Genomic DNA, 17,397 nt, shown 5'->3' with positions numbered 1-17,397 from the left:
TGTTGTCGGCATGCGCTGTGGCACCGCAGCAGCAGGCCGGGGCACCCGCTCCCAAGCCGGAACTGGCCGATGCTGCACAAGCCAGGCCGGCGCAGGACGAAGCGAGCGCGGCGGCGCCAGAGGAGCACCTGCCGAACGTCAACATGACGAGCCAGATGCTGTACCAGCTGATGAAGGCCGAGCTTGATTTTCGTCGTGGCGACTACCAGGGGCCCTATCTGACGATGCTGAGCCTGGCCCAGCAGACCAAGGATCCGCGCCTGGCCCGGCGCGCCGCCGAGATGGCGGTGGCGGCCAAGCAAGCCGATGACGCGCTGGCCGCGATCAAGCTGTGGCGCGAGCTGGATCCCGCGTCGGAAGAGGCCAGCCAGTACTACCTGGGCCTGGTGGTCATGTCCGACAACATCGCGCCGGCCGAGGACATCCTCAAGCGCAAGCTGGCCGAAGCGCCGCCGGCCGCGCGCGGCCTCGTGATGTTCCAGGCCGAACAGTTGCTGATGCGCGCGCAGGACAAGGAGGCCGCGGGCGCCATGCTTGAGCGCCTGATCGAGCCTTACCGCAACACCATGGAAGCCCATGTCGTGCTGGCGCAGCTGGCGATGGCGCGCGGCGACAAGCCGGGCGCGCTGGCCGAGGCGAATGCCGCGATCAAGATGAAGCCGGATTCCGAGATCGCCGCGCTGACCCTGGCGCAGGTGCTGGAAGACGACCAGAAGGTGGCGACCGTGCTGGCGCAGTTCCTCACCGAACATCCGGACGCCAAGGACGTGCGCATGGCGTATGCACGCGTGCTGGTCAACCAGAAACAGTTCGAGCTCGCGCGCGGGCAATTCGTGATTCTCTTGAAGGCGCAGCCGGACAATCCGGCCACGCTCTACGCGCTGGGCATCCTGTCGACGCAACTGAACGACAACAAGGGCGCGGAGCAGTACCTCACGCGTTTCGTCGACGTCCTGGGCAACGACCCCAACGACGAGCGCGATCCCTCGCGCGCGCTGCTGATGCTGTCGCAGCTGGCGGAAGACCGCGGCGACCTCGACACGGCGATGGGCTGGCTCGACAAGATCCAGACCGAGGATCCCCAGGTCCAGCTGAGCGCCCAGCTGCGCCACGCCCAGCTGCTGGGCAAGCAGGGCGACGTCGAGGGCGCACGCAAATTCCTCGCCACGCTCAAGACCGACGATGCGGGCGCGCAGGCGCAGATCGCCATGACCGAGGCCGAAATCCTGCAGCGCGCGGGCCGCGTGCTCGAGGCCTACCAGCTGATGCAGGGCGTGGCGCAGCGCTATCCCAACAATACCGACCTGCTATACGACTTCGCGCTGATGGCGGAAAAGGCCGGGCAGACCGAGGTGATGGAAAAGGCACTGCGTGCGGTGATCGCGCAGGCGCCGGACAACCAGCATGCCTACAACGCGCTGGGGTATTCCTTCGCCGAGCGCAACGTCCGCTTGCAGGAAGCCTACCAGCTGGTCGACAAGGCACTGCAGATCGCGCCGGGCGACCCCTTCATCATGGACAGCATGGGCTGGGTCCAGTATCGCATGGGTAACCTCCAGGAAGCCGAGGCCCAGTTGCGCAAGGCCTACGCCTTGCGCAGCGATCCGGAGATCGCGGTGCACCTGGGCGAAGTGCTGTGGCAGCAGGGGCGCAAGGACGATGCCCAGCAGCTGTGGCGCGAAGCCAAGGCCAAAGATCCGCAGAACGACGCGCTCAAGCAGACCCTGCAGCGCTTTAAAGTCGCGCTGTGAGTCCACCAGGAGCGTCGTTCCCGCCTGCGCGGGAACGACGTTTCGTACCTAGATAAAATTTGCGACAACCCCATCGAATGCAAGCAAAACGCCTCCTCGCCATCCTCGCCATCGCTGCCTTGCTGGGCGGCTGCGCCACCACCAGCGCCAATCTCTCGCAGGCCCCGGTCGCGGCCTATCGCGACAGCATCGAACTGAGCGGCCGACTGTTCGTGAGCTACCAGAAAGACGGCCAGCCGCAGAACCTGAACGGCAATTTCGACTGGGTGCAGCAACCGGGCCGGGTCGAGGTGAGCCTGTCGTCGCAGCTGGGCACGACCATGGCCAGGATCAGCGTCACACCGCAACAGGCCACGCTGACGCAAGCCGGCCAGCAGCCGGTGGTCGCTGCCGACATCGATACGCTGACCGCGCGCACGCTCGGCTGGACCTTGCCGGTGTCCGGCCTGCGCGAGTGGATGCAGGGCTATGCGACTGACGCCGGCGGCAAACGCTTCGCCGCTTCGCCGGCCAACAACACGGTGACCACGAAAGACGGCTGGCGCCTGCGTTTCGTCAGCTGGCAGGACGAAAACGCCGCGCACCCTGTGCCCAAGCGCATCGACGCCGAGCGCAGTGCCACGCCGACCAGCGACGAGCTGTCGATCAAGATCATCATCGACCAGGCGGCCTGACCCTATGACCGTTTCGCTGCACCACTGCCCGGCGCCGGCAAAGCTCAACCTGTTTCTGCACGTCATCGGGCGCCGCCCGGATGGCTACCACCTGCTGCAATCCGTGTTCCAGCTGATCGACCGCTGCGACATGCTGCACTTCGACCTGCGCGCCGACGGCCGCATCGTGCGCACCACCGATGTGCCCGGCGTGCCCGAAGAGCAGGACCTGATCGTGCGCGCGCTGCGCCTGCTGGCCGATGAATTCCAGCGCCGCCACGGCCGCGCGGTGCCCGGCATCGACGTCGCCGTCGACAAGATCCTGCCGATGGGCGGCGGACTCGGCGGCGGCTCCTCCGACGCGGCCACGGCGCTGATGGCGGCCAACCAGCTGTGGCAGGCCGGCCTGTCGGCGGACGAGCTGATGGCGCTCGGCTTGCCGCTGGGCGCGGACATTCCCTTCTTCATCTTCGGCCAGACCGCTTTCGTCGAGGGCGTGGGCGAAGCCATGCAGCCGGTGGCGGGGCCGGATTGCTGGTACGTGGTGATCGAGCCGGGCGTGTCAGTGCCGACCCCAGCCATATTTGGCGCCGTCGATTTGACAAGGGATACGAAACCGGTCACAATATCGGACTTTTCCAGAGATCAGTCAGCTCAGAACGAGCTGGGCGGTTTCGGAAAAAACGATTTGCAAGCAGTGGCAGTCCGCTTGTTCCCGCCGGTAGCGCAGGCGGTCGAATGGCTGGGCAGTTACGGGCAGGCCAGGATGACTGGCTCGGGGGCGTGTGTGTTCTGCGCGGTTTCCAGCGAAAGCAAAGCCGACGAGGTGGTGGCCCAAGTGCCAGCAGCCTGGAAGGCCTGGAAAGCCAAGGCGCTGGCGCGGCATCCGCTGAAATCGCTCTTGCAAAATCGTGCTGTTGTAGAATAAAATTTTGCCTGTCGTCGCAACCGTCGAGATTCTCGCGGACTGTAACGGCAAGCAGCAAGTTAGCGTAGGGGAATCGCCAAGCTGGTTAAGGCACCGGATTTTGATTCCGGCATACCAAGGTTCGAATCCTTGTTCCCCTGCCACCGTTTAGCCTGACTGTCGATGCATGTAGCGTCCAGCAGGCGGAACATGATGGAGCTGCGAAAGTTACCATCCTTTTACAGCGTCAGCCGGTTCGCCGGCTGATGGCTTTTCAAGTCTCAATAAAGATCTCTTAGGACTCCCAATGGCTTACGAAAACCTGATGGTTTTTACCGGCAACGCCAACCCGGCGCTCGCAGAGGGGGTCGCAAAAAACCTCGGTATCCCGCTTGGCAAGGCTGTCGTGTCGAAATTCTCGGACGGCGAAGTGATGGTCGAGATCAACGAGAACGTCCGCGGCAAGGACGTGTTCGTTCTGCAATCGACCTGCGCGCCGACCAATGACAACCTGATGGAAATCATGCTGATGGTCGACGCTCTCAAGCGCGCATCGGCAGGCCGCATCACCGCCGCCATCCCGTATTTCGGCTACGCCCGCCAGGATCGCCGCCCGCGTTCGGCGCGTGTCGCGATCTCCGCCAAAGTCGTGGCCAACATGCTGCAGGAAGCCGGCGTCGAGCGTGTCCTGATCATGGACCTGCACGCGGACCAGATCCAGGGTTTCTTTGACATCCCGGTCGACAATATCTACGCTTCGCCGCTGCTGCTGGGCGACCTGCAGCGCCGCAACTACGAAGACCTGCTGGTCGTGTCGCCGGACGTCGGCGGCGTGGTGCGCGCCCGCGCCCTGGCCAAGCGCCTCGGCTGCGACCTGGCGATCATCGACAAGCGTCGTCCGAAAGCCAACGTCTCCGAAGTGATGAACATCATCGGTGAAGTGGCCGGCCGCAACTGCGTGATCATGGACGACATGGTCGACACCGCCGGCACCCTGACCAAGGCCGCCGAAGTGCTGAAAGAGCGCGGCGCCAAGAAGGTGGTGGCGTACTGCACGCACCCGGTGCTGTCGGGGCCGGCAATCGACCGCATCGCCAATTCGCCGCTGGATGAACTGGTGGTCACGGACACCATCCCGCTGACCTCGGCAGCCCAGGCCTGCAGCAAGATCCGCCAGCTCACCTGCGCACCGCTGCTGGCCGAGACCTTCAAGCGGATCGTGAAGGGCGACTCGGTGATGTCGCTGTTCTCCGACTAATGTAGGGTGGGCGGGTCTTCCGCCCACGCGTAAACGGCGCGCTGTGGCTGCTTGGCCTTGCGCGCCGTTGTAGTTTCCGGATTTTCTTGAGCGCGTCTTGCTCAAGCCTGGCAGTCCCTGGTCGCGGGGGCTGCTGCAACCTGGGCCACGGGCCGGGGACACGGTGTCCCCGGCAGTCGAGCCCGATATTTTTTGGAGTTTTCCATGAAAGTAGTCGCATTTGCACGTACCCAGCAGGGCACCGGAGCGAGCCGCCGCCTGCGCAACGCTGGCCAGACCCCTGGCATCATCTACGGTGGCAAGGAAGAGCCGCAGCTGATCACCCTGGATGGCAACGCGTTGTTCCACGCGCTCAAGAAAGAAGCTTTCCACGGTTCGATCCTGGACATGGAAGTGGACGGCAAGGTCCAGCAAGTCCTGCTGCGCGATTTCCAGATGCACGCATTCAAGGCCATGGTCATGCACGCTGACTTCCAGCGCATCGACGCTTCGCAGAAGCTGCACACCAAGGTCGCACTGCACTTCGTCAACGCCGAAGTCTCGCCGGGCGTGAAGTTCGGTGGCGCGATCGTGTCGCACGTGCTGAACGAACTGGAAATCGAATGCCTGCCGGGCCAGCTGCCGGAGTTCATCACCGTTGACCTGTCGAAGATGGAAGCCGGTGGCTCGATCCACACCGACGACCTGCAACTGCCGGCCGGCGTGAAAGCGCTGACCCACGGCCAGAACCTGACCGTCGCCACCGCATCGGTGCCGGCTGGTGCTGCCGCCGCCGCCGACGCTGCTGCCGCAGAAGAGAAGAAGTAATCTGCCGCCGCAGCGATGCGGCCCGCAGCCAGAACCCGCCGCGGCTTGCCCGGCGGGTTTTTTGTTGTAGAGCCGCTTTTGCGATAATGCCGTTTTTACCAAACTCACCCGTACTCATGTCCATCCGCCTGATCGTCGGCCTTGGCAACCCAGGCCCGGAATACGAACAAACCCGCCACAACGCCGGCTTCTGGCTGGTCGACAACCTGGCCAATACGCTGCCGGGCTGCCGCCTGCAACGCGAATCCAGATACAACGCGATGCTGGCCAAGACCACCATCTCCGGCAAGGAAGTGTGGCTGCTGGAGCCGCTCACCTTCATGAACCGCTCCGGCCAGTCGGTCGGCGCACTGGCGCGCTTCTTCAAGATCAAGCCGGAGGAGGTGCTGGTGGTGCACGACGAGCTGGACCTCGCGCCCGGCGTCGCCAAGCTGAAGAAAGGCGGCTCCTCCGGCGGGCACAATGGCCTGAAGGACATCACGGCCGCGCTCGGCACCCAGGACTACTGGCGCCTGCGCCTCGGCATCGGCCACCCGCGCAACCTGCAGTCGCAGCAGGCGGTGGCGGACTTCGTGCTGCATCGTCCGCGCAAGGAAGAGCAGCCGCTGATCGACGAGTCGATCGACAAAAGCCTGCGCATCATTCCGCAGGTGGTCGAAGGCAAGTTCGACGTGGCGATGATGCAGCTGCATACGGCCTGAACAGCGATATAAAAATCGCCGACCAAACTTCGAACGTCGTTGCCGCGGAAGCGGGAACCCCGGTTTGCTTGCGTGGCCGATACTGTTCGTGTGAGCGCATTGCTTGAGAAATGGGGTTCCCGCCAAGGCGGCCGGCGAGGTCGAGGACGACATTCTCTTTTTGCGGGTCGGCGCTCAAGCGCCACTGATCACGAGCTGGCTGCGCAGGTCACGCATCATCCGCTCCAGCAGGGGCGCCATTTTCTTGTATTCCTCAGCCGCGCACACCGCGCCCTCGTGCGTGAAGCGCAGCGTGCGTTTCACCATGACCGTATCGCCTTTCTTGCTGTATGCGGCGTGGTAGCTGAAGTGACGGTCGGCGAGCGCAAGGTCCTTCGGCAGCGCGAGCACGTGCACGCTGCGCGGCAAGCGGATGCCCAGCTCGTCCTGCACGTCGACTGCGGGACAGATAAAGTCCTGCCGCCTTTCTTTTTCCTGCGCCAGCTCCGCCACCATCTCGCTGAGCCCGCCCCAATAGCTGTAACTGGTCGCCAGTCCCACCGGTCCGGGCAGGCTGGCGAAGTTCTCGCTGGTTCCGGCAAACGACAGGTGGTACTCATCCCCGCTGCCATCGGTACTGCCAGGATCGAAGAGACCGGATCCTGCCTGGCCCACGCCTTGCAGCATGCGCGCGACGAACTGTTCGCGGTCCGCCGGCCCCGTATCGCGTACGGCTTGCCGGTACGGTTCCGCGATGGCGCCAGACATGGTCTTGCTGACCTGAAAGCGACTTCGGCCATCCGGCTGCACGTCGAACCAGGCGCTGGTGCGCTCACGCTGGGGCTGCGCCGCCGGCGTCGTAACGAGCTTGCCGCTATCCAGCCGCAGCGCCGGTTTGCCAAGCTCGCTGGCGGGCAAGTAGCCGGCCGATACTGAGCGCGCCGTTGAATCCAGGTACAGGTTCAAGGCCGGCACGAAATTGATCATGTGATTCAGGATGCCGAACGTCGGCGTGCGCGGCAGTCGGTAGGCCTTACCGTTGTTGACGAGGACTTCGGTGCTGTCGATGCCGGCTGCCGCCAGCAATGCGTGCAACAGCACCGCGTGATCCTTGCAATCACCGTAGCGCTGGCGCAGGACCGTGGCCGCCGGATGCGGAACGACCCCGCCCGGTCCGATATACACCGCCACGTAGCGGATGTGGCGCCGCACCCATTCCGACAAGGCCAGCGCCTTGGCGCGCGGGTCGGCCAGCCCGGCCGTCAGCTGGTAGGCCAGCGCCGCGATGTCCGCGTCACCCTGCGTGGCGCCGCTGCCGGCGGCGCGAAAGGCGCTAGCGAAGGCCGCGTAGTCGGGATAAGTGGACACCGATAGCCGCTTTCCATAGTCGAAGTAGCTGACCGAGTTGGCCTCGATGCGCTGGTTGTCGCCCGCAACGTAGCGCCAGTGGTAGCGCTTGTGGTGCGGCGGATCCTCCGCCGGCAGCGGCAGGAAGCCGACCGCGTCCGCATACAGCGTCATGGATGGCGGGACATCGTAGATCAATTCAAATTGCGCGTTTTGATAAAAGCCGCTGGCGGACAGGTCGTCGAACTGCCCGGGCAGCAGCGGCGTGTGCCGGTGGATGACGTAGTGGAGCACCAGGCGGTCACCCACCGCGACCTGCGGGAACACGACGACTTTCGTGCGCGTGTCCGTGAACAGCGGCGCGTCGCTGGAAGCAAGCTCTTCCTGATCCCTGATCTGGCCCGCCTCGACCGGGAAGCGCGCCCCATCCGTTTTTTGGGTGTAGGCGTCGACCGCCAGTACCTCGTCCAGCGTGCGCTTGTAGCTGATGTAATACTGGCTTTCGGCGACGATGGCGCGCGGCTCGGCAATGGTGCGCGCGATGTCCACCGTGACCGTGTAGCCGCCATCCGGCTCGACCACGAAATGCTGGACGGACTTGTTGATGACCATGGAGGTATCGGTGCCGGTGTCGCGCGCCGCCGCGCCCGCGCACAGCGCGAACAGGAACAGCAGCAGCGCGACGCAAGGAACCTGCATGGGCGACCTCCGAAGCCAGAATCGATGAGCACAGCGCAGACGATGTTACGCAGCGCGGATGCCTGGCGCTTGAGCCTGCGCAAGCGTGCGGCACCTGCGATAATTTCACGCATGAGTGCACTTTCCTTTCACGCCGGACCGCGGGCGCTGGCCCGGCTGCGCAGCCACGGCTTGCGGGCCGAAGACATCGCGATCATCCCGGCCGCCGCCGGCGGGCCGAAGGGACTGATCTTCCAGCACCTGGACCAATGGCTGTTCGGTGATTGGCTGGCGCAGTCGCCGCGCGAGCGCATGCTGATCGGCTCGTCCATCGGCGCCTGGCGCATGGCCGCGGCCTGCCAGCGCGATCCGGTCAAGGGTTGCGCGCGCCTTGGCGAGCTGTACAGCGGCCAGCGCTATTCCAGCGCCAAGCCCGGGCAGGACGAGATCGACCAGGTGGTGCAGGAACTGCTGCGCGAGTTCGTCCGGGGGCACGAAGGCGACATCGTCAACCACCCGCACCATCGGCTGCACCTGATCACGGTGCGCGGCAAGGGATCGCTCGCCGCCGCGCACCAGCCGCGCGCGCAGCAGCTCGGCTTCGCGCAAGCGGCCTTGCACAACCTGGCCTCGCGCGAACGGCTGGGCAGGGTGCTGGAGCGCGTGGTCATTGGCGACAGCCGCGCCGACGCGCCCTGGCTGCGCGAACGCTTCGACACCTTCACGACGCATTTTTCAACGCTGACCGCGCACAACCTCGCATCCGGGCTGCTCGCCTCCGGCACGCTGCCGCTGGTCATGAAACCGGTGTGCGACATCGCCGGCCTGCCGCCCGGCTGCTATTGGGACGGCGGCATCATCGATTACCAGCTGGCGCTGCCGTACTCGCGCGCCGGCGGGATCGTCCTTTATCCGCATTTCAACGAGCACATCGTACCCGGCTGGCTCGACAAGGCCCTGCCATGGCGCCGCGCCGCGCGCGGGCCGAACCGTGGCTGGCTCGACAACGTGCTGATCGCGTCGCCTTCGGCCGAATTCAAGGCCAGGCTGCCGCGCGGGAAATTGCCCGACCGAAGCGACTTCAAGTTCTATGGCCTCAGGCAGGACGAGCGCATCCGCACCTGGCGCCAGGCCATGGCCGAAGGCGAACGCCTGCGCGACGACCTGGCCGAATTCGCGGCCCGGCCGGACCTGTCGCGCATCCGCCCGCTTTGAACGACGATGCGGGGCGGATGAGGCGGGATTTGCGGCATTTGGCGCCGGACCGGGTTACAATACGAGGTTTCGTCATTCGAACCTGAAAGTCTTCCCATGAGTCTCAAATGCGGCATCGTCGGCCTGCCCAACGTCGGCAAGTCCACCCTGTTCAACGCCCTGACCAAGGCCGGCATCCCGGCTGAAAACTATCCGTTCTGCACGATCGAGCCGAACGTCGGCGTGGTCGAGGTGCCTGATCCGCGCATGGCCAAGCTGGCCGAGATCGTCAAGCCGGAGCGCATGGTGCCCGCCATCGTCGAGTTCGTCGACATCGCGGGCCTGGTGGCCGGCGCGTCGAAGGGCGAGGGCCTGGGCAACCAGTTCCTGTCGCACATCCGCGAGACGGACGCGATCGTCAACGTGGTGCGCTGCTTCGACGACCCGAACGTGATCCACGTGGCCGGCAAGGTCAGCCCGATCGACGACATCGAAGTGATCCAGACCGAGCTGGCGCTGGCCGATATGGGCACCGTCGAGAAGGCGATCCATCGCGAGCAGAAGAAGGCGCGTTCCGGCGACAAGGACGCGGCCAAGCTGGTCGCCATCCTCGAACAAATCATGCCGCAGCTGGACGAGGGCAAGCCGGTGCGCGCCATGGGCTTCGACGCGGAACAGATGGAGCTGATCAAGCCGCTGTGCCTGATCACCTCGAAGCCGGCGATGTACGTGGCGAACGTTTCCGACAACGGCTTTACCAATAATCCGTACCTGGACAAGCTCAGCGAGTACGCGAAGTCGCAGAACGCGCCGATCGTCGCGATCTGCGCTGCCATCGAGTCGGAAATCGCGGACCTCGAAGAGGAAGACAAGGAAGCCTTCCTGGCCGACATGGGCATGGATGAGCCGGGCCTGGACCGCCTGATCCGCGCTGCTTACAAGCTGCTCGGCCTGCAGACCTACTTCACCGCCGGCGTCAAGGAAGTGCGCGCCTGGACCATTCACATCGGCGACACCGCGCCGCAAGCGGCCGGCGTGATCCACACCGACTTCGAACGCGGCTTCATTCGCGCGCAGACGATTTCGTTCGACGACTACATCACCTACAAGGGTGAGTCGGGCGCCAAGGAAGCGGGCAAGATGCGCGCCGAAGGCAAGGAATACGTGGTCAAGGATGGCGACGTGCTGAACTTCCTGTTCAACGTCTGATTCGGCCAGTAAAAAAAAAAGAAGCCCCGGCTTGCGAAAGCAGCCGGGGATTTTTTTATCCACTCCAATCAAACGTCGTCCCGGCGCCGGCCGGACGACGTTGTTCTGGTTTATCGACCCAAGCTCGGCCGCTTCGGATCGTAGGTCCAGCCCGGCACCAGGTAGCGCATCGCGATGGCGTCGTCACGCGCACCGCCGGCCACGCGCTTGTACAGCTCGTGCGCCTGGGCGATGCGGTCCATGTCGGGCTCGATGCCCAGGCCCGGTCTGTCCGGCACCGCCACCTGGCCGCCGACAATCCGTAGTGGCTCGCGCGTCAGGCGTTCCTGGCCTTCCTGCCAGATCCAGTGCGTGTCGATCGCCGTGATGTTGCCCGGCGCTGCCGCCGCGGCGTGGGTGAACATCGCCAGCGATACGTCGAAGTGGTTGTTCGAATGCGAGCCCCAGGTCAGGCCCCAATCGTGGCACAGCTGGGCCAGGCGAACCGCGCCCTGCATGGTCCAGAAGTGCGGGTCCGCCAGCGGGATGTCGACCGCGTTCAGCAGGTGCGAGTGTCCCATCTGGCGCCAGTCGGTGGCGACCATATTGGTGGCGGTCGGGATGCCGGTGGCGCGCTTGAATTCGGCCATGATCTCGCGGCCCGAGTAGCCGTTCTCCGGCCCGCACGGATCTTCGGCATACGCCAGGATGTGCCCCTTGCCGCGGCAGGCGTCGATGGCCTGCGCCAGCGACCACGCGGCGTTCGGATCGAGCGTCGCGCGTGCATCCGGAAAGCGCGCCTTGATCGCCGCCACCGCCTCGATTTCCTCCTCCGGCCGCATCACGCCGCCCTTGAGCTTGAAGTCCTTGAAGCCGTAGCGCTCGACGCTTGCGGCCGCCAGCTCCGCAATCGCCTCGGGCGTCAGTGCTTCCTCGTGGCGCAGCCGATACCAGCCGTCCTTGCCGTCGGACGCCAGGTAGGGCAGGTCGGTACGCTTGCGGTCGCCGATGTAGAACAGGTAGGCGAGCATCGGCACATGGCTGCGCTGCTGGCCGGCGCCGAGCAGCTCGCACACCGGCACCCCGAGGTGCTGGCCGAGCAGGTCGAGCAGCGCCGCTTCGACCGCGGTCACCACGTTTTCCAGGCGCAGGTTGATCTCGTGCGGCTGCTTGAGCACCGCCGCCTCGGCGGCATTGGTCACCTGGTGGCTGTCCTTGCCCGCGACCGCGGCGCGCATCGCATTGAGCGTGTGGTTGGAGCGCGCGATCCCGGTACCGGTCACGAGCGGCGCCGCCATCTCCAGCGCGCGCAGGATGCCGGTCGAGCCGGGCACCTCGCCCATGCCGGTATTGCCGGCGCTGTCCTTGAGCAGCACCAGGATGCGGGTGAAATAAGGCGCATGCGCCCCGCACAGGTTCAGCAGCATGCTGTCGTGGCCCGCAACGGGGATCACCTGCATGTCAACAATAATCGGGGAGGAGTTCATTTTGCGCTGGGATCCTAGTATTTTTGTTGAGTGTAGACGATCCTGGCCTAATGCGCCATCGACATCCGCTCAAGATGGTGACGGAAACGTTCGACAACTCCGCGCCTGGCATGGATGCTAGAATCAACAATCCGCCTTGTCACTTTTTCACTTGTCCCATGAGTCTGGAGCGCCTGTCCGCCTCGTTCCGCCTTGACCGCACGCGCAGCGCGGCTTCGCAGGTCTATGAATTCCTGCGCGAGCTGATCGTGACGCTGGCGCTGGAGCCCGGCGCCACCCTGTCGCGGACCCAGGTCGCCGAATGCCTCGACCTGTCGCCGATGCCGGTGCGCGACGCGTTGTCGCGGCTGGAGAAGGAAGGGCTGGTCGAAATCTTCCCGCAGCACCTGACGCGGGTGCGCGCCATCGACCTCGATTCGGCGCGCCAGATGCACGTGCTGCGCCTGTCCGTCGAGCTGGAAATCGTGCACGGGCTGGCCACGTCGCCCGATCCGGCAGTAGCCAAGGCCCTGCAGGCGGCGCTGACCAAGCAGCGCGCCTGCCTCGCAGCGGGCGACCTCGGCGGCTTCATCCTGTTCGACCAGGAATTCCACAAAACCATGTACGGCGCGGCGCAGCTGCTGGGCGTATGGGACATGATCCGCAGCGCCAGCGGCAACCTCGACCGGCTGCGCCGCCTGCACGTGCCGATCAATGGCAAAGCCAAGTCGGTGCTGGAGGAGCACGCCGGCATCGCACGCGCGATCAGCGAAGGCGACGCGGCCGGCGCCCAGGCCTGGGTGCGGCGCCACCTGTCCGGTACCCTGGCAGAGCTGGACAACCTGCGCGAGCGCTATCCGGACTTCATGCTGCCGATGTCCGACTTCACCGATCGCGCCACCGCCTGAAGCGGGCCGTCCGCGTTACATTGGAACTCGCGCGAGGAGGGCGCCTGGCGCATCGCGGCCCAGGCGTGGGACGTCGAAACCGGCGCGCAAAAAATTCCCGACGATCTCGGCAAGCCGGGCCGGCATCGCCTATGATGTCAGCCTCTCGACAATTAGCAGGAGCAGCGATGAAACGATGGGCGGCATTCTTGCTGGGGATGGCGGCAGCGGCCGGCGCGGCGCACGCGCAGGAGGGCGCGGTGCATTGCGATGCATGCGATGACTGGAACAAGCCGCAGGCCCCGTTCCAGGTCTATGGCAATACCTGGTATGTCGGCGTGCACGGCCTGTCCGCGCTGCTGGTGACCGGGCCGCAGGGCCACATCCTGCTCGACGGCGGCTTGCCCCAATCGGCGCCGCAGATCCGCAAGAACATCGAAGCGCTCGGCTTTCGCATCGAGGACGTCAAGCTGATCCTCAACTCGCATTCGCACTGGGACCATTCCGGCGGTATCCCGGCGCTGCAGCGCGCCAGCGGGGCGCAGGTCGCGGCCAGCGCCTGGAGCGCGAAAGAGATGGCGGCCGGCGCCAACATCGAGGGCGACCCGCAGTACGATCCGGCCGCCGCCATCCACGTCGAGAAGATCGCCAAGGTGAAGATCGTGGCCGATGGCGAGACCGTCAGCGTCGGCCCGCTCAAGCTCACCGCGCACCTGACGCCGGGCCATACGCCGGGTTCCACCGCCTGGACCTGGCAGTCGTGCGAGCAGGGCGCCTGCCGCAACATCGTCTACGCCGACAGCCTGACGCCGGTGTCCAGCGACGGCTTTTACTTCACCGGCGACGCCACCCATCCCGACATCACCGCCTCGTTCCGCGCCAGCGTGGCTAAGCTGGGGGCGCTGCCCTGCGATGTGATCGTGTCGACCCACCCGGGTTTCACCGACACCTTCGACAAGCTCGCAAAGCGCACGCCGTCGCACAACACCTTCGTCGAACCCGGCGGCTGCAAGGCGCTGGCGGAAGAATCCAGCCGCAATCTCGACAAACGCATCGCCACCGAGCGCGCCGACAAGGCCAAGCGCCGCTGACGCGCGCCAGCACAGATGGCCATCCTCACCGAACTCGTCCTGTATCCGATCAAGTCCTGCGCCGGCATGCCGGTCGACGCGGCGACCGTGACCAGCGCCGGCCTATCCGCGCACGGCATCCATGACCGCGAATGGATGCTGGTGACGGAGGACGGCCAGTTCCTCACCCAGCGCGAGCATCCGCGCATGGCGCGCATCGTGCCGCGTCCGGAAGGCGGGGCGCTGGTGGTGCAGGGGCCGGGCATGGCGCCGCTCGCGCTGCCGCTGGACGCCGAAGACGGCGCGCCGCGCATGGTGCGCATCTGGGACGACGTGGTGCCCGCGGCGGATTGCGGCGACCAGGCCGCGGCCTGGTTCAGCGCGGTGCTGGACAGCCCTTGCCGGCTGGTGCGCTTCCGCCGCGACGTGGTGCGCCCGACCAGCACCAAGTGGACCGGCGGCGTGCCCGCCGACACCCGCTTCGCCGACGGCTACCCGCTGCTGCTGATCGGCGCCGCCTCGCTGGCCGACCTCAACCGGCGCCTGGCCGCGGCCGGCCGTGCGCCGCTGCCGATGGACCGCTTCCGTCCCAACCTCGTGGTCGACGGCATCGACGCCTACGAAGAAGACTTCCTCGCATCGCTGGCGGCCGATGGCCTCGTGCTGAAACCGGTGAAGCCATGCGCGCGCTGCCCGATCCCCTCGATCGACCAGGCCACCGGCAGTGCCGGCCCCGATCCGCTCGACATCATGCTGAGCTACCGCGCCAACCCGCGCATGGATGGCGCGGTGTGTTTCGGCATGAACTGCATCGTGGTGGCCGGCGCCCCGGCCGTGCTGCGCCGCGGCCAGCCCATCGATACCAGCATCGCTTTCTGACGCGTTCGCTTGCCGACGGCCGCGTTTGACACGGGCCGGCGGCAGGGGCAAAGTTGAGCCTTCACAGGTGCCGCAATGGGGTCGGCACCAGGGGAGGCAACATGAGCCAGCAAGTGGTTCCCGACATCGCGCTCGGCAGCGCGCTGTCGGCCGTCGCGCCGGTGTCGCTGGGCATGGCCGTGATCGGCGCGGACCTCGCCTTGCGCTCGGCCAACCAGGCCTTCCTTGACCTGTCCGAGCACAAGGGCGATGGCAGCGGCCAGCCCATCATTGCCTTCCTACACGAATCCGCCGACAGCGCCTGTGCCCGCAGCGTGGTCGAGGCCTTGGCCGCGCACCGCGAGTTCACCGGCAGCGTGCGCTGGCGTGGCCCGGACGGCGCCTTCCCGGCCGAGCTGGCTGTGGTCCCGGTCAGCGAGCACGGCGTGCTTCAGCATTTCCTCGCCGTGCTGCGCCCGCGCGCGCCAGGCGACGAGGTCGAGGCCCTGCTCGACGCCACCACCCAGCGCCTGCAGCGCCTGCTCGACCACCTGCCGGCGGGCGTGATTGTCCATGGCCGCGACTCGCGCATCATCGCCGTCAACGCGCGCGCGGCCGAGCTGCTCGGCTCCAGTCCGGAAGCCCTGCTGGGCAAGGGCGCGCATGGCGGCTGGCGCTTCCTGAACGACGACGGCAGCCCGATGGACAGCAGCGGCTACCCGGTGTGCCGCACGCTGTCGGAGCGGCGCAACCTGTCCAACCTGGTGGTCGGCGTGGTCGGCAGCCAGCGCGGCGAGGCCGCCTGGGTGCTGTGCAATACCTACCTCGTGTGCGACGACGGCGGCGAGATCTCGGAAGCGGTGGTCTGCTTCACCGACTTTTCCGAACTGAAGCGCGCCCAGCAGTCGTTGCAGAAGTCGGAAGAGCGCCTGCGCCTGGTGCTGCAGGGCTCGACCGACGCCCCGTGGGACTGGAACCTGCGCACTGGCGAGCTGTATTATTCGCCGCGCTGGTGGGAGATGGTCGGGCTGGAACCGGGCGAGCTGCCGACCAATGCCGAGCTGTGGCTGCGCCTCGCGCATCCGGACGACGCGGCGCGGGCACGCGAAGTGTTCGAGCAGGCCCTGTCCGGCGACGCCCATTCCTACGAGGTCGAGTTCCAGCTGCGCCACAAGGAAGGGCATTGGGTGCCGGTGCTGGCGCGCGGCCTGATCCTGCGCGACGAGCAGGGCCGGCCGGTGCGCATCTGCGGCACCAACACCGACCTCACCGAGCGCAAGCGCGCCGAACAGAACATCCACCAGCTGGCCTATTTCGATTACCTGACCGAGCTGCCCAACCGGCGCATGCTGATGGACCAGCTGCACCGCCAGATCAGCCGCGCCAGCCGCAGCGGCCAGTGGGGCGCGCTGCTGTTCATCGACCTCGACAACTTCAAGCTGCTCAACGATACGCTGGGCCACGACATCGGCGACATGCTGCTGCGCCAGGTCGCGTGGCGGCTGCGCCATGCGGTGCGCGACACCGACGTGGTCGCGCGCCTGGGCGGCGACGAATTCGTGATCCTGCTCGACAGCCTGGGCAAGGACCGCAACGCGGCGGGAGCCGAGGCGGGGCAGGTGGCCAGCAAGATCCTGGCCGTGTGCGACGAGCCCTACGTGCTGCCGGCGCGGATGTACCGCAGCACGCCCAGCATCGGCGTGGTGATGTTCGACGGCGCCCACCCGGCCGATGTGGTGATGCGGCGCGCCGACCTCGCGATGTACCAGGCCAAGGCCGCCGGGCGCAACACGCTGCGCTTCTTCGACCCGGCAATGCAGGCCGCGATCGACCGCCGCTACGCGCTCGAACACGACCTGCGCGAGGGCCTGCTGCGCGACGAGTTCCTGCTGTACTGCCAGCCCCAGTTCGACGCCGATGGCGCGCTCGCCGGCGGCGAAGTCCTGCTGCGCTGGCGCCGACCCGACGGGGAGCTGGTCAGCCCGAACGAATTCATCGAGCTGGCCGAAGGCACCGGGCTGGTGCTGCCGCTCGGGCGATGGGTGCTGCGCGAGACCTGCAAGCGGCTGGCCGGATGGCGCCACAATCCGCGCCTGGCGCAGGTGCCGCTGTCGGTCAATGTCAGCGCCCAACAGCTGCGCTGCACCGATTTTCCCGAGCAGGTGCTGGGCGCCGTGCGCGACACCGGCGCCGACGCGCACCTGCTGGCGCTCGAGTTGACCGAAAGCGTGATGGCCGAGAACCTGGAGGAGGTGATCGCCAAGATGGAGCGCCTGCGGCGCGGCGGCGTCACGTTTTCGATCGACGATTTCGGCACCGGCTATTCCTCGCTCAGCTACCTGAAGCGCTTTCCGCTGGAGACGCTCAAGATCGACCGCTCCTTCGTGCACGACATCCACATCGATCCCGACGCCGCCGCCATCGTCGAGGTGATCATCACGCTGGCGCGCAAGCTGGGGCTGAAGGTGGTGGCCGAGGGCGTCGAGGAGGAGGCGCAGCGGCGCTTCCTGTCCGACGAGGGCTGCGACCGGTTCCAGGGCTATCTGTTCGGGCGGCCGCTCGCCATCGACGAGTTCGAGCGCCAGTTCGGCCACGCTTGAGGCTTCGAAAAGGTCAAGAAAAAATTAAACATTAACCAACAGTAATGTCTTTT

At 66.1% G+C, this 17,397-nt stretch carries 14 protein-coding genes and 1 tRNA gene; 13 read left to right on the top strand and 2 right to left on the bottom strand.

What is annotated here, in order from left to right; translation table 11 throughout:
* The first annotated feature begins 17 nt into the window (after positions 1-17).
* The 7 genes from NX778_RS11330 (at position 18) to pth (ending at position 6,077) form a co-directional block, all read left to right on the top strand.
* On the top strand, positions 18-1,751 hold the full coding sequence (locus NX778_RS11330) for a tetratricopeptide repeat protein (RefSeq protein WP_258811851.1): 1,734 nt from the start codon (positions 18-20) through the stop codon (positions 1,749-1,751).
* A gap of 77 nt (positions 1,752-1,828) precedes the next feature.
* The gene (gene lolB, locus NX778_RS11325) at positions 1,829-2,425 is read left to right on the top strand and encodes a lipoprotein insertase outer membrane protein LolB (protein WP_258811850.1); all 597 of its coding nucleotides are present in this window, start codon (positions 1,829-1,831) and stop codon (positions 2,423-2,425) included.
* Between the two features lie 4 nt (positions 2,426-2,429).
* A complete protein-coding gene (ispE, locus tag NX778_RS11320; RefSeq protein WP_258811849.1) occupies positions 2,430-3,332 on the top strand; it encodes a 4-(cytidine 5'-diphospho)-2-C-methyl-D-erythritol kinase in 903 nt (300 codons plus the stop codon).
* 66 nt (positions 3,333-3,398) lie between these two features.
* Positions 3,399-3,475: transfer RNA gene (locus NX778_RS11315), tRNA-Gln, on the top strand.
* A 143-nt stretch (positions 3,476-3,618) separates the two neighbouring features.
* Positions 3,619-4,569: a ribose-phosphate pyrophosphokinase gene (locus NX778_RS11310; protein ID WP_258811848.1), complete on the top strand. Its 951-nt coding sequence runs from the start codon at positions 3,619-3,621 to the stop codon at positions 4,567-4,569.
* Positions 4,570-4,773: 204 nt separating this feature from the next.
* The gene (locus NX778_RS11305; RefSeq protein WP_258811847.1) at positions 4,774-5,376 is read left to right on the top strand and encodes a 50S ribosomal protein L25/general stress protein Ctc; all 603 of its coding nucleotides are present in this window, start codon (positions 4,774-4,776) and stop codon (positions 5,374-5,376) included.
* A 116-nt stretch (positions 5,377-5,492) separates the two neighbouring features.
* Positions 5,493-6,077: an aminoacyl-tRNA hydrolase gene (gene pth, locus NX778_RS11300; protein WP_258811846.1), complete on the top strand. Its 585-nt coding sequence runs from the start codon at positions 5,493-5,495 to the stop codon at positions 6,075-6,077.
* 174 nt (positions 6,078-6,251) lie between these two features.
* Here the strand turns inward: pth and NX778_RS11295 are convergent, their stop codons facing one another.
* Positions 6,252-8,102, bottom strand: a complete 1,851-nt coding sequence (locus tag NX778_RS11295; protein WP_258811845.1) for a DUF3857 domain-containing transglutaminase family protein — start codon at positions 8,100-8,102, stop codon at positions 6,252-6,254.
* Between the two features lie 111 nt (positions 8,103-8,213).
* Here NX778_RS11295 and NX778_RS11290 point away from each other — a divergent pair, with 111 nt between their 5' ends.
* The gene (locus tag NX778_RS11290; protein ID WP_258811844.1) at positions 8,214-9,296 is read left to right on the top strand and encodes a patatin-like phospholipase family protein; all 1,083 of its coding nucleotides are present in this window, start codon (positions 8,214-8,216) and stop codon (positions 9,294-9,296) included.
* A gap of 96 nt (positions 9,297-9,392) precedes the next feature.
* The gene (gene ychF, locus NX778_RS11285; protein WP_258811843.1) at positions 9,393-10,484 is read left to right on the top strand and encodes a redox-regulated ATPase YchF; all 1,092 of its coding nucleotides are present in this window, start codon (positions 9,393-9,395) and stop codon (positions 10,482-10,484) included.
* 110 nt (positions 10,485-10,594) lie between these two features.
* Here the strand turns inward: ychF and NX778_RS11280 are convergent, their stop codons facing one another.
* Positions 10,595-11,950 (bottom strand): enolase C-terminal domain-like protein, encoded by a 1,356-nt coding sequence (locus tag NX778_RS11280; RefSeq protein ID WP_258811842.1) that lies wholly within the window; start codon positions 11,948-11,950, stop codon positions 10,595-10,597.
* A gap of 158 nt (positions 11,951-12,108) precedes the next feature.
* Here NX778_RS11280 and NX778_RS11275 point away from each other — a divergent pair, with 158 nt between their 5' ends.
* The 4 genes from NX778_RS11275 to NX778_RS11260 all read left to right on the top strand — a co-directional run bounded on the left by NX778_RS11275 (position 12,109) and on the right by NX778_RS11260 (position 17,344).
* Complete coding sequence (locus NX778_RS11275; protein WP_258811841.1) at positions 12,109-12,837, top strand: GntR family transcriptional regulator; 729 nt, start codon at positions 12,109-12,111, stop codon at positions 12,835-12,837.
* 167 nt (positions 12,838-13,004) lie between these two features.
* Complete coding sequence (gene bla / locus NX778_RS11270) at positions 13,005-13,907, top strand: subclass B3 metallo-beta-lactamase (RefSeq protein ID WP_258811840.1); 903 nt, start codon at positions 13,005-13,007, stop codon at positions 13,905-13,907.
* A 15-nt stretch (positions 13,908-13,922) separates the two neighbouring features.
* On the top strand, positions 13,923-14,765 hold the full coding sequence (locus NX778_RS11265; protein WP_258811839.1) for an MOSC domain-containing protein: 843 nt from the start codon (positions 13,923-13,925) through the stop codon (positions 14,763-14,765).
* A 101-nt stretch (positions 14,766-14,866) separates the two neighbouring features.
* Positions 14,867-17,344, top strand: a complete 2,478-nt coding sequence (locus NX778_RS11260; protein ID WP_258811838.1) for a sensor domain-containing protein — start codon at positions 14,867-14,869, stop codon at positions 17,342-17,344.
* Positions 17,345-17,397: the final 53 nt, after the last annotated feature.

Source organism: Massilia terrae (genome assembly GCF_024753145.1).
Taxonomy (GTDB): Bacteria; Pseudomonadota; Gammaproteobacteria; order Burkholderiales; family Burkholderiaceae_D; genus Telluria; species Telluria terrae.
This window is presented reverse-complemented; position numbering and strand designations above follow the sequence as displayed.

Coding starts and splice junctions, on each gene's coding strand:
- lolB (WP_258811850.1), top strand. CDS start 1,829: ATGCAAGCAAAACGCCTCCTCGCCATCCTCGCCATCGCTGCCTTGCTG.
- ispE (WP_258811849.1), top strand. CDS start 2,430: ATGACCGTTTCGCTGCACCACTGCCCGGCGCCGGCAAAGCTCAACCTG.
- NX778_RS11310 (WP_258811848.1), top strand. CDS start 3,619: ATGGCTTACGAAAACCTGATGGTTTTTACCGGCAACGCCAACCCGGCG.
- NX778_RS11305 (WP_258811847.1), top strand. CDS start 4,774: ATGAAAGTAGTCGCATTTGCACGTACCCAGCAGGGCACCGGAGCGAGC.
- pth (WP_258811846.1), top strand. CDS start 5,493: ATGTCCATCCGCCTGATCGTCGGCCTTGGCAACCCAGGCCCGGAATAC.
- NX778_RS11295 (WP_258811845.1), bottom strand. CDS start 8,102: ATGCAGGTTCCTTGCGTCGCGCTGCTGCTGTTCCTGTTCGCGCTGTGC.
- NX778_RS11290 (WP_258811844.1), top strand. CDS start 8,214: ATGAGTGCACTTTCCTTTCACGCCGGACCGCGGGCGCTGGCCCGGCTG.
- ychF (WP_258811843.1), top strand. CDS start 9,393: ATGAGTCTCAAATGCGGCATCGTCGGCCTGCCCAACGTCGGCAAGTCC.
- NX778_RS11280 (WP_258811842.1), bottom strand. CDS start 11,950: ATGAACTCCTCCCCGATTATTGTTGACATGCAGGTGATCCCCGTTGCG.
- NX778_RS11275 (WP_258811841.1), top strand. CDS start 12,109: ATGAGTCTGGAGCGCCTGTCCGCCTCGTTCCGCCTTGACCGCACGCGC.
- bla (WP_258811840.1), top strand. CDS start 13,005: ATGAAACGATGGGCGGCATTCTTGCTGGGGATGGCGGCAGCGGCCGGC.
- NX778_RS11265 (WP_258811839.1), top strand. CDS start 13,923: ATGGCCATCCTCACCGAACTCGTCCTGTATCCGATCAAGTCCTGCGCC.
- NX778_RS11260 (WP_258811838.1), top strand. CDS start 14,867: ATGAGCCAGCAAGTGGTTCCCGACATCGCGCTCGGCAGCGCGCTGTCG.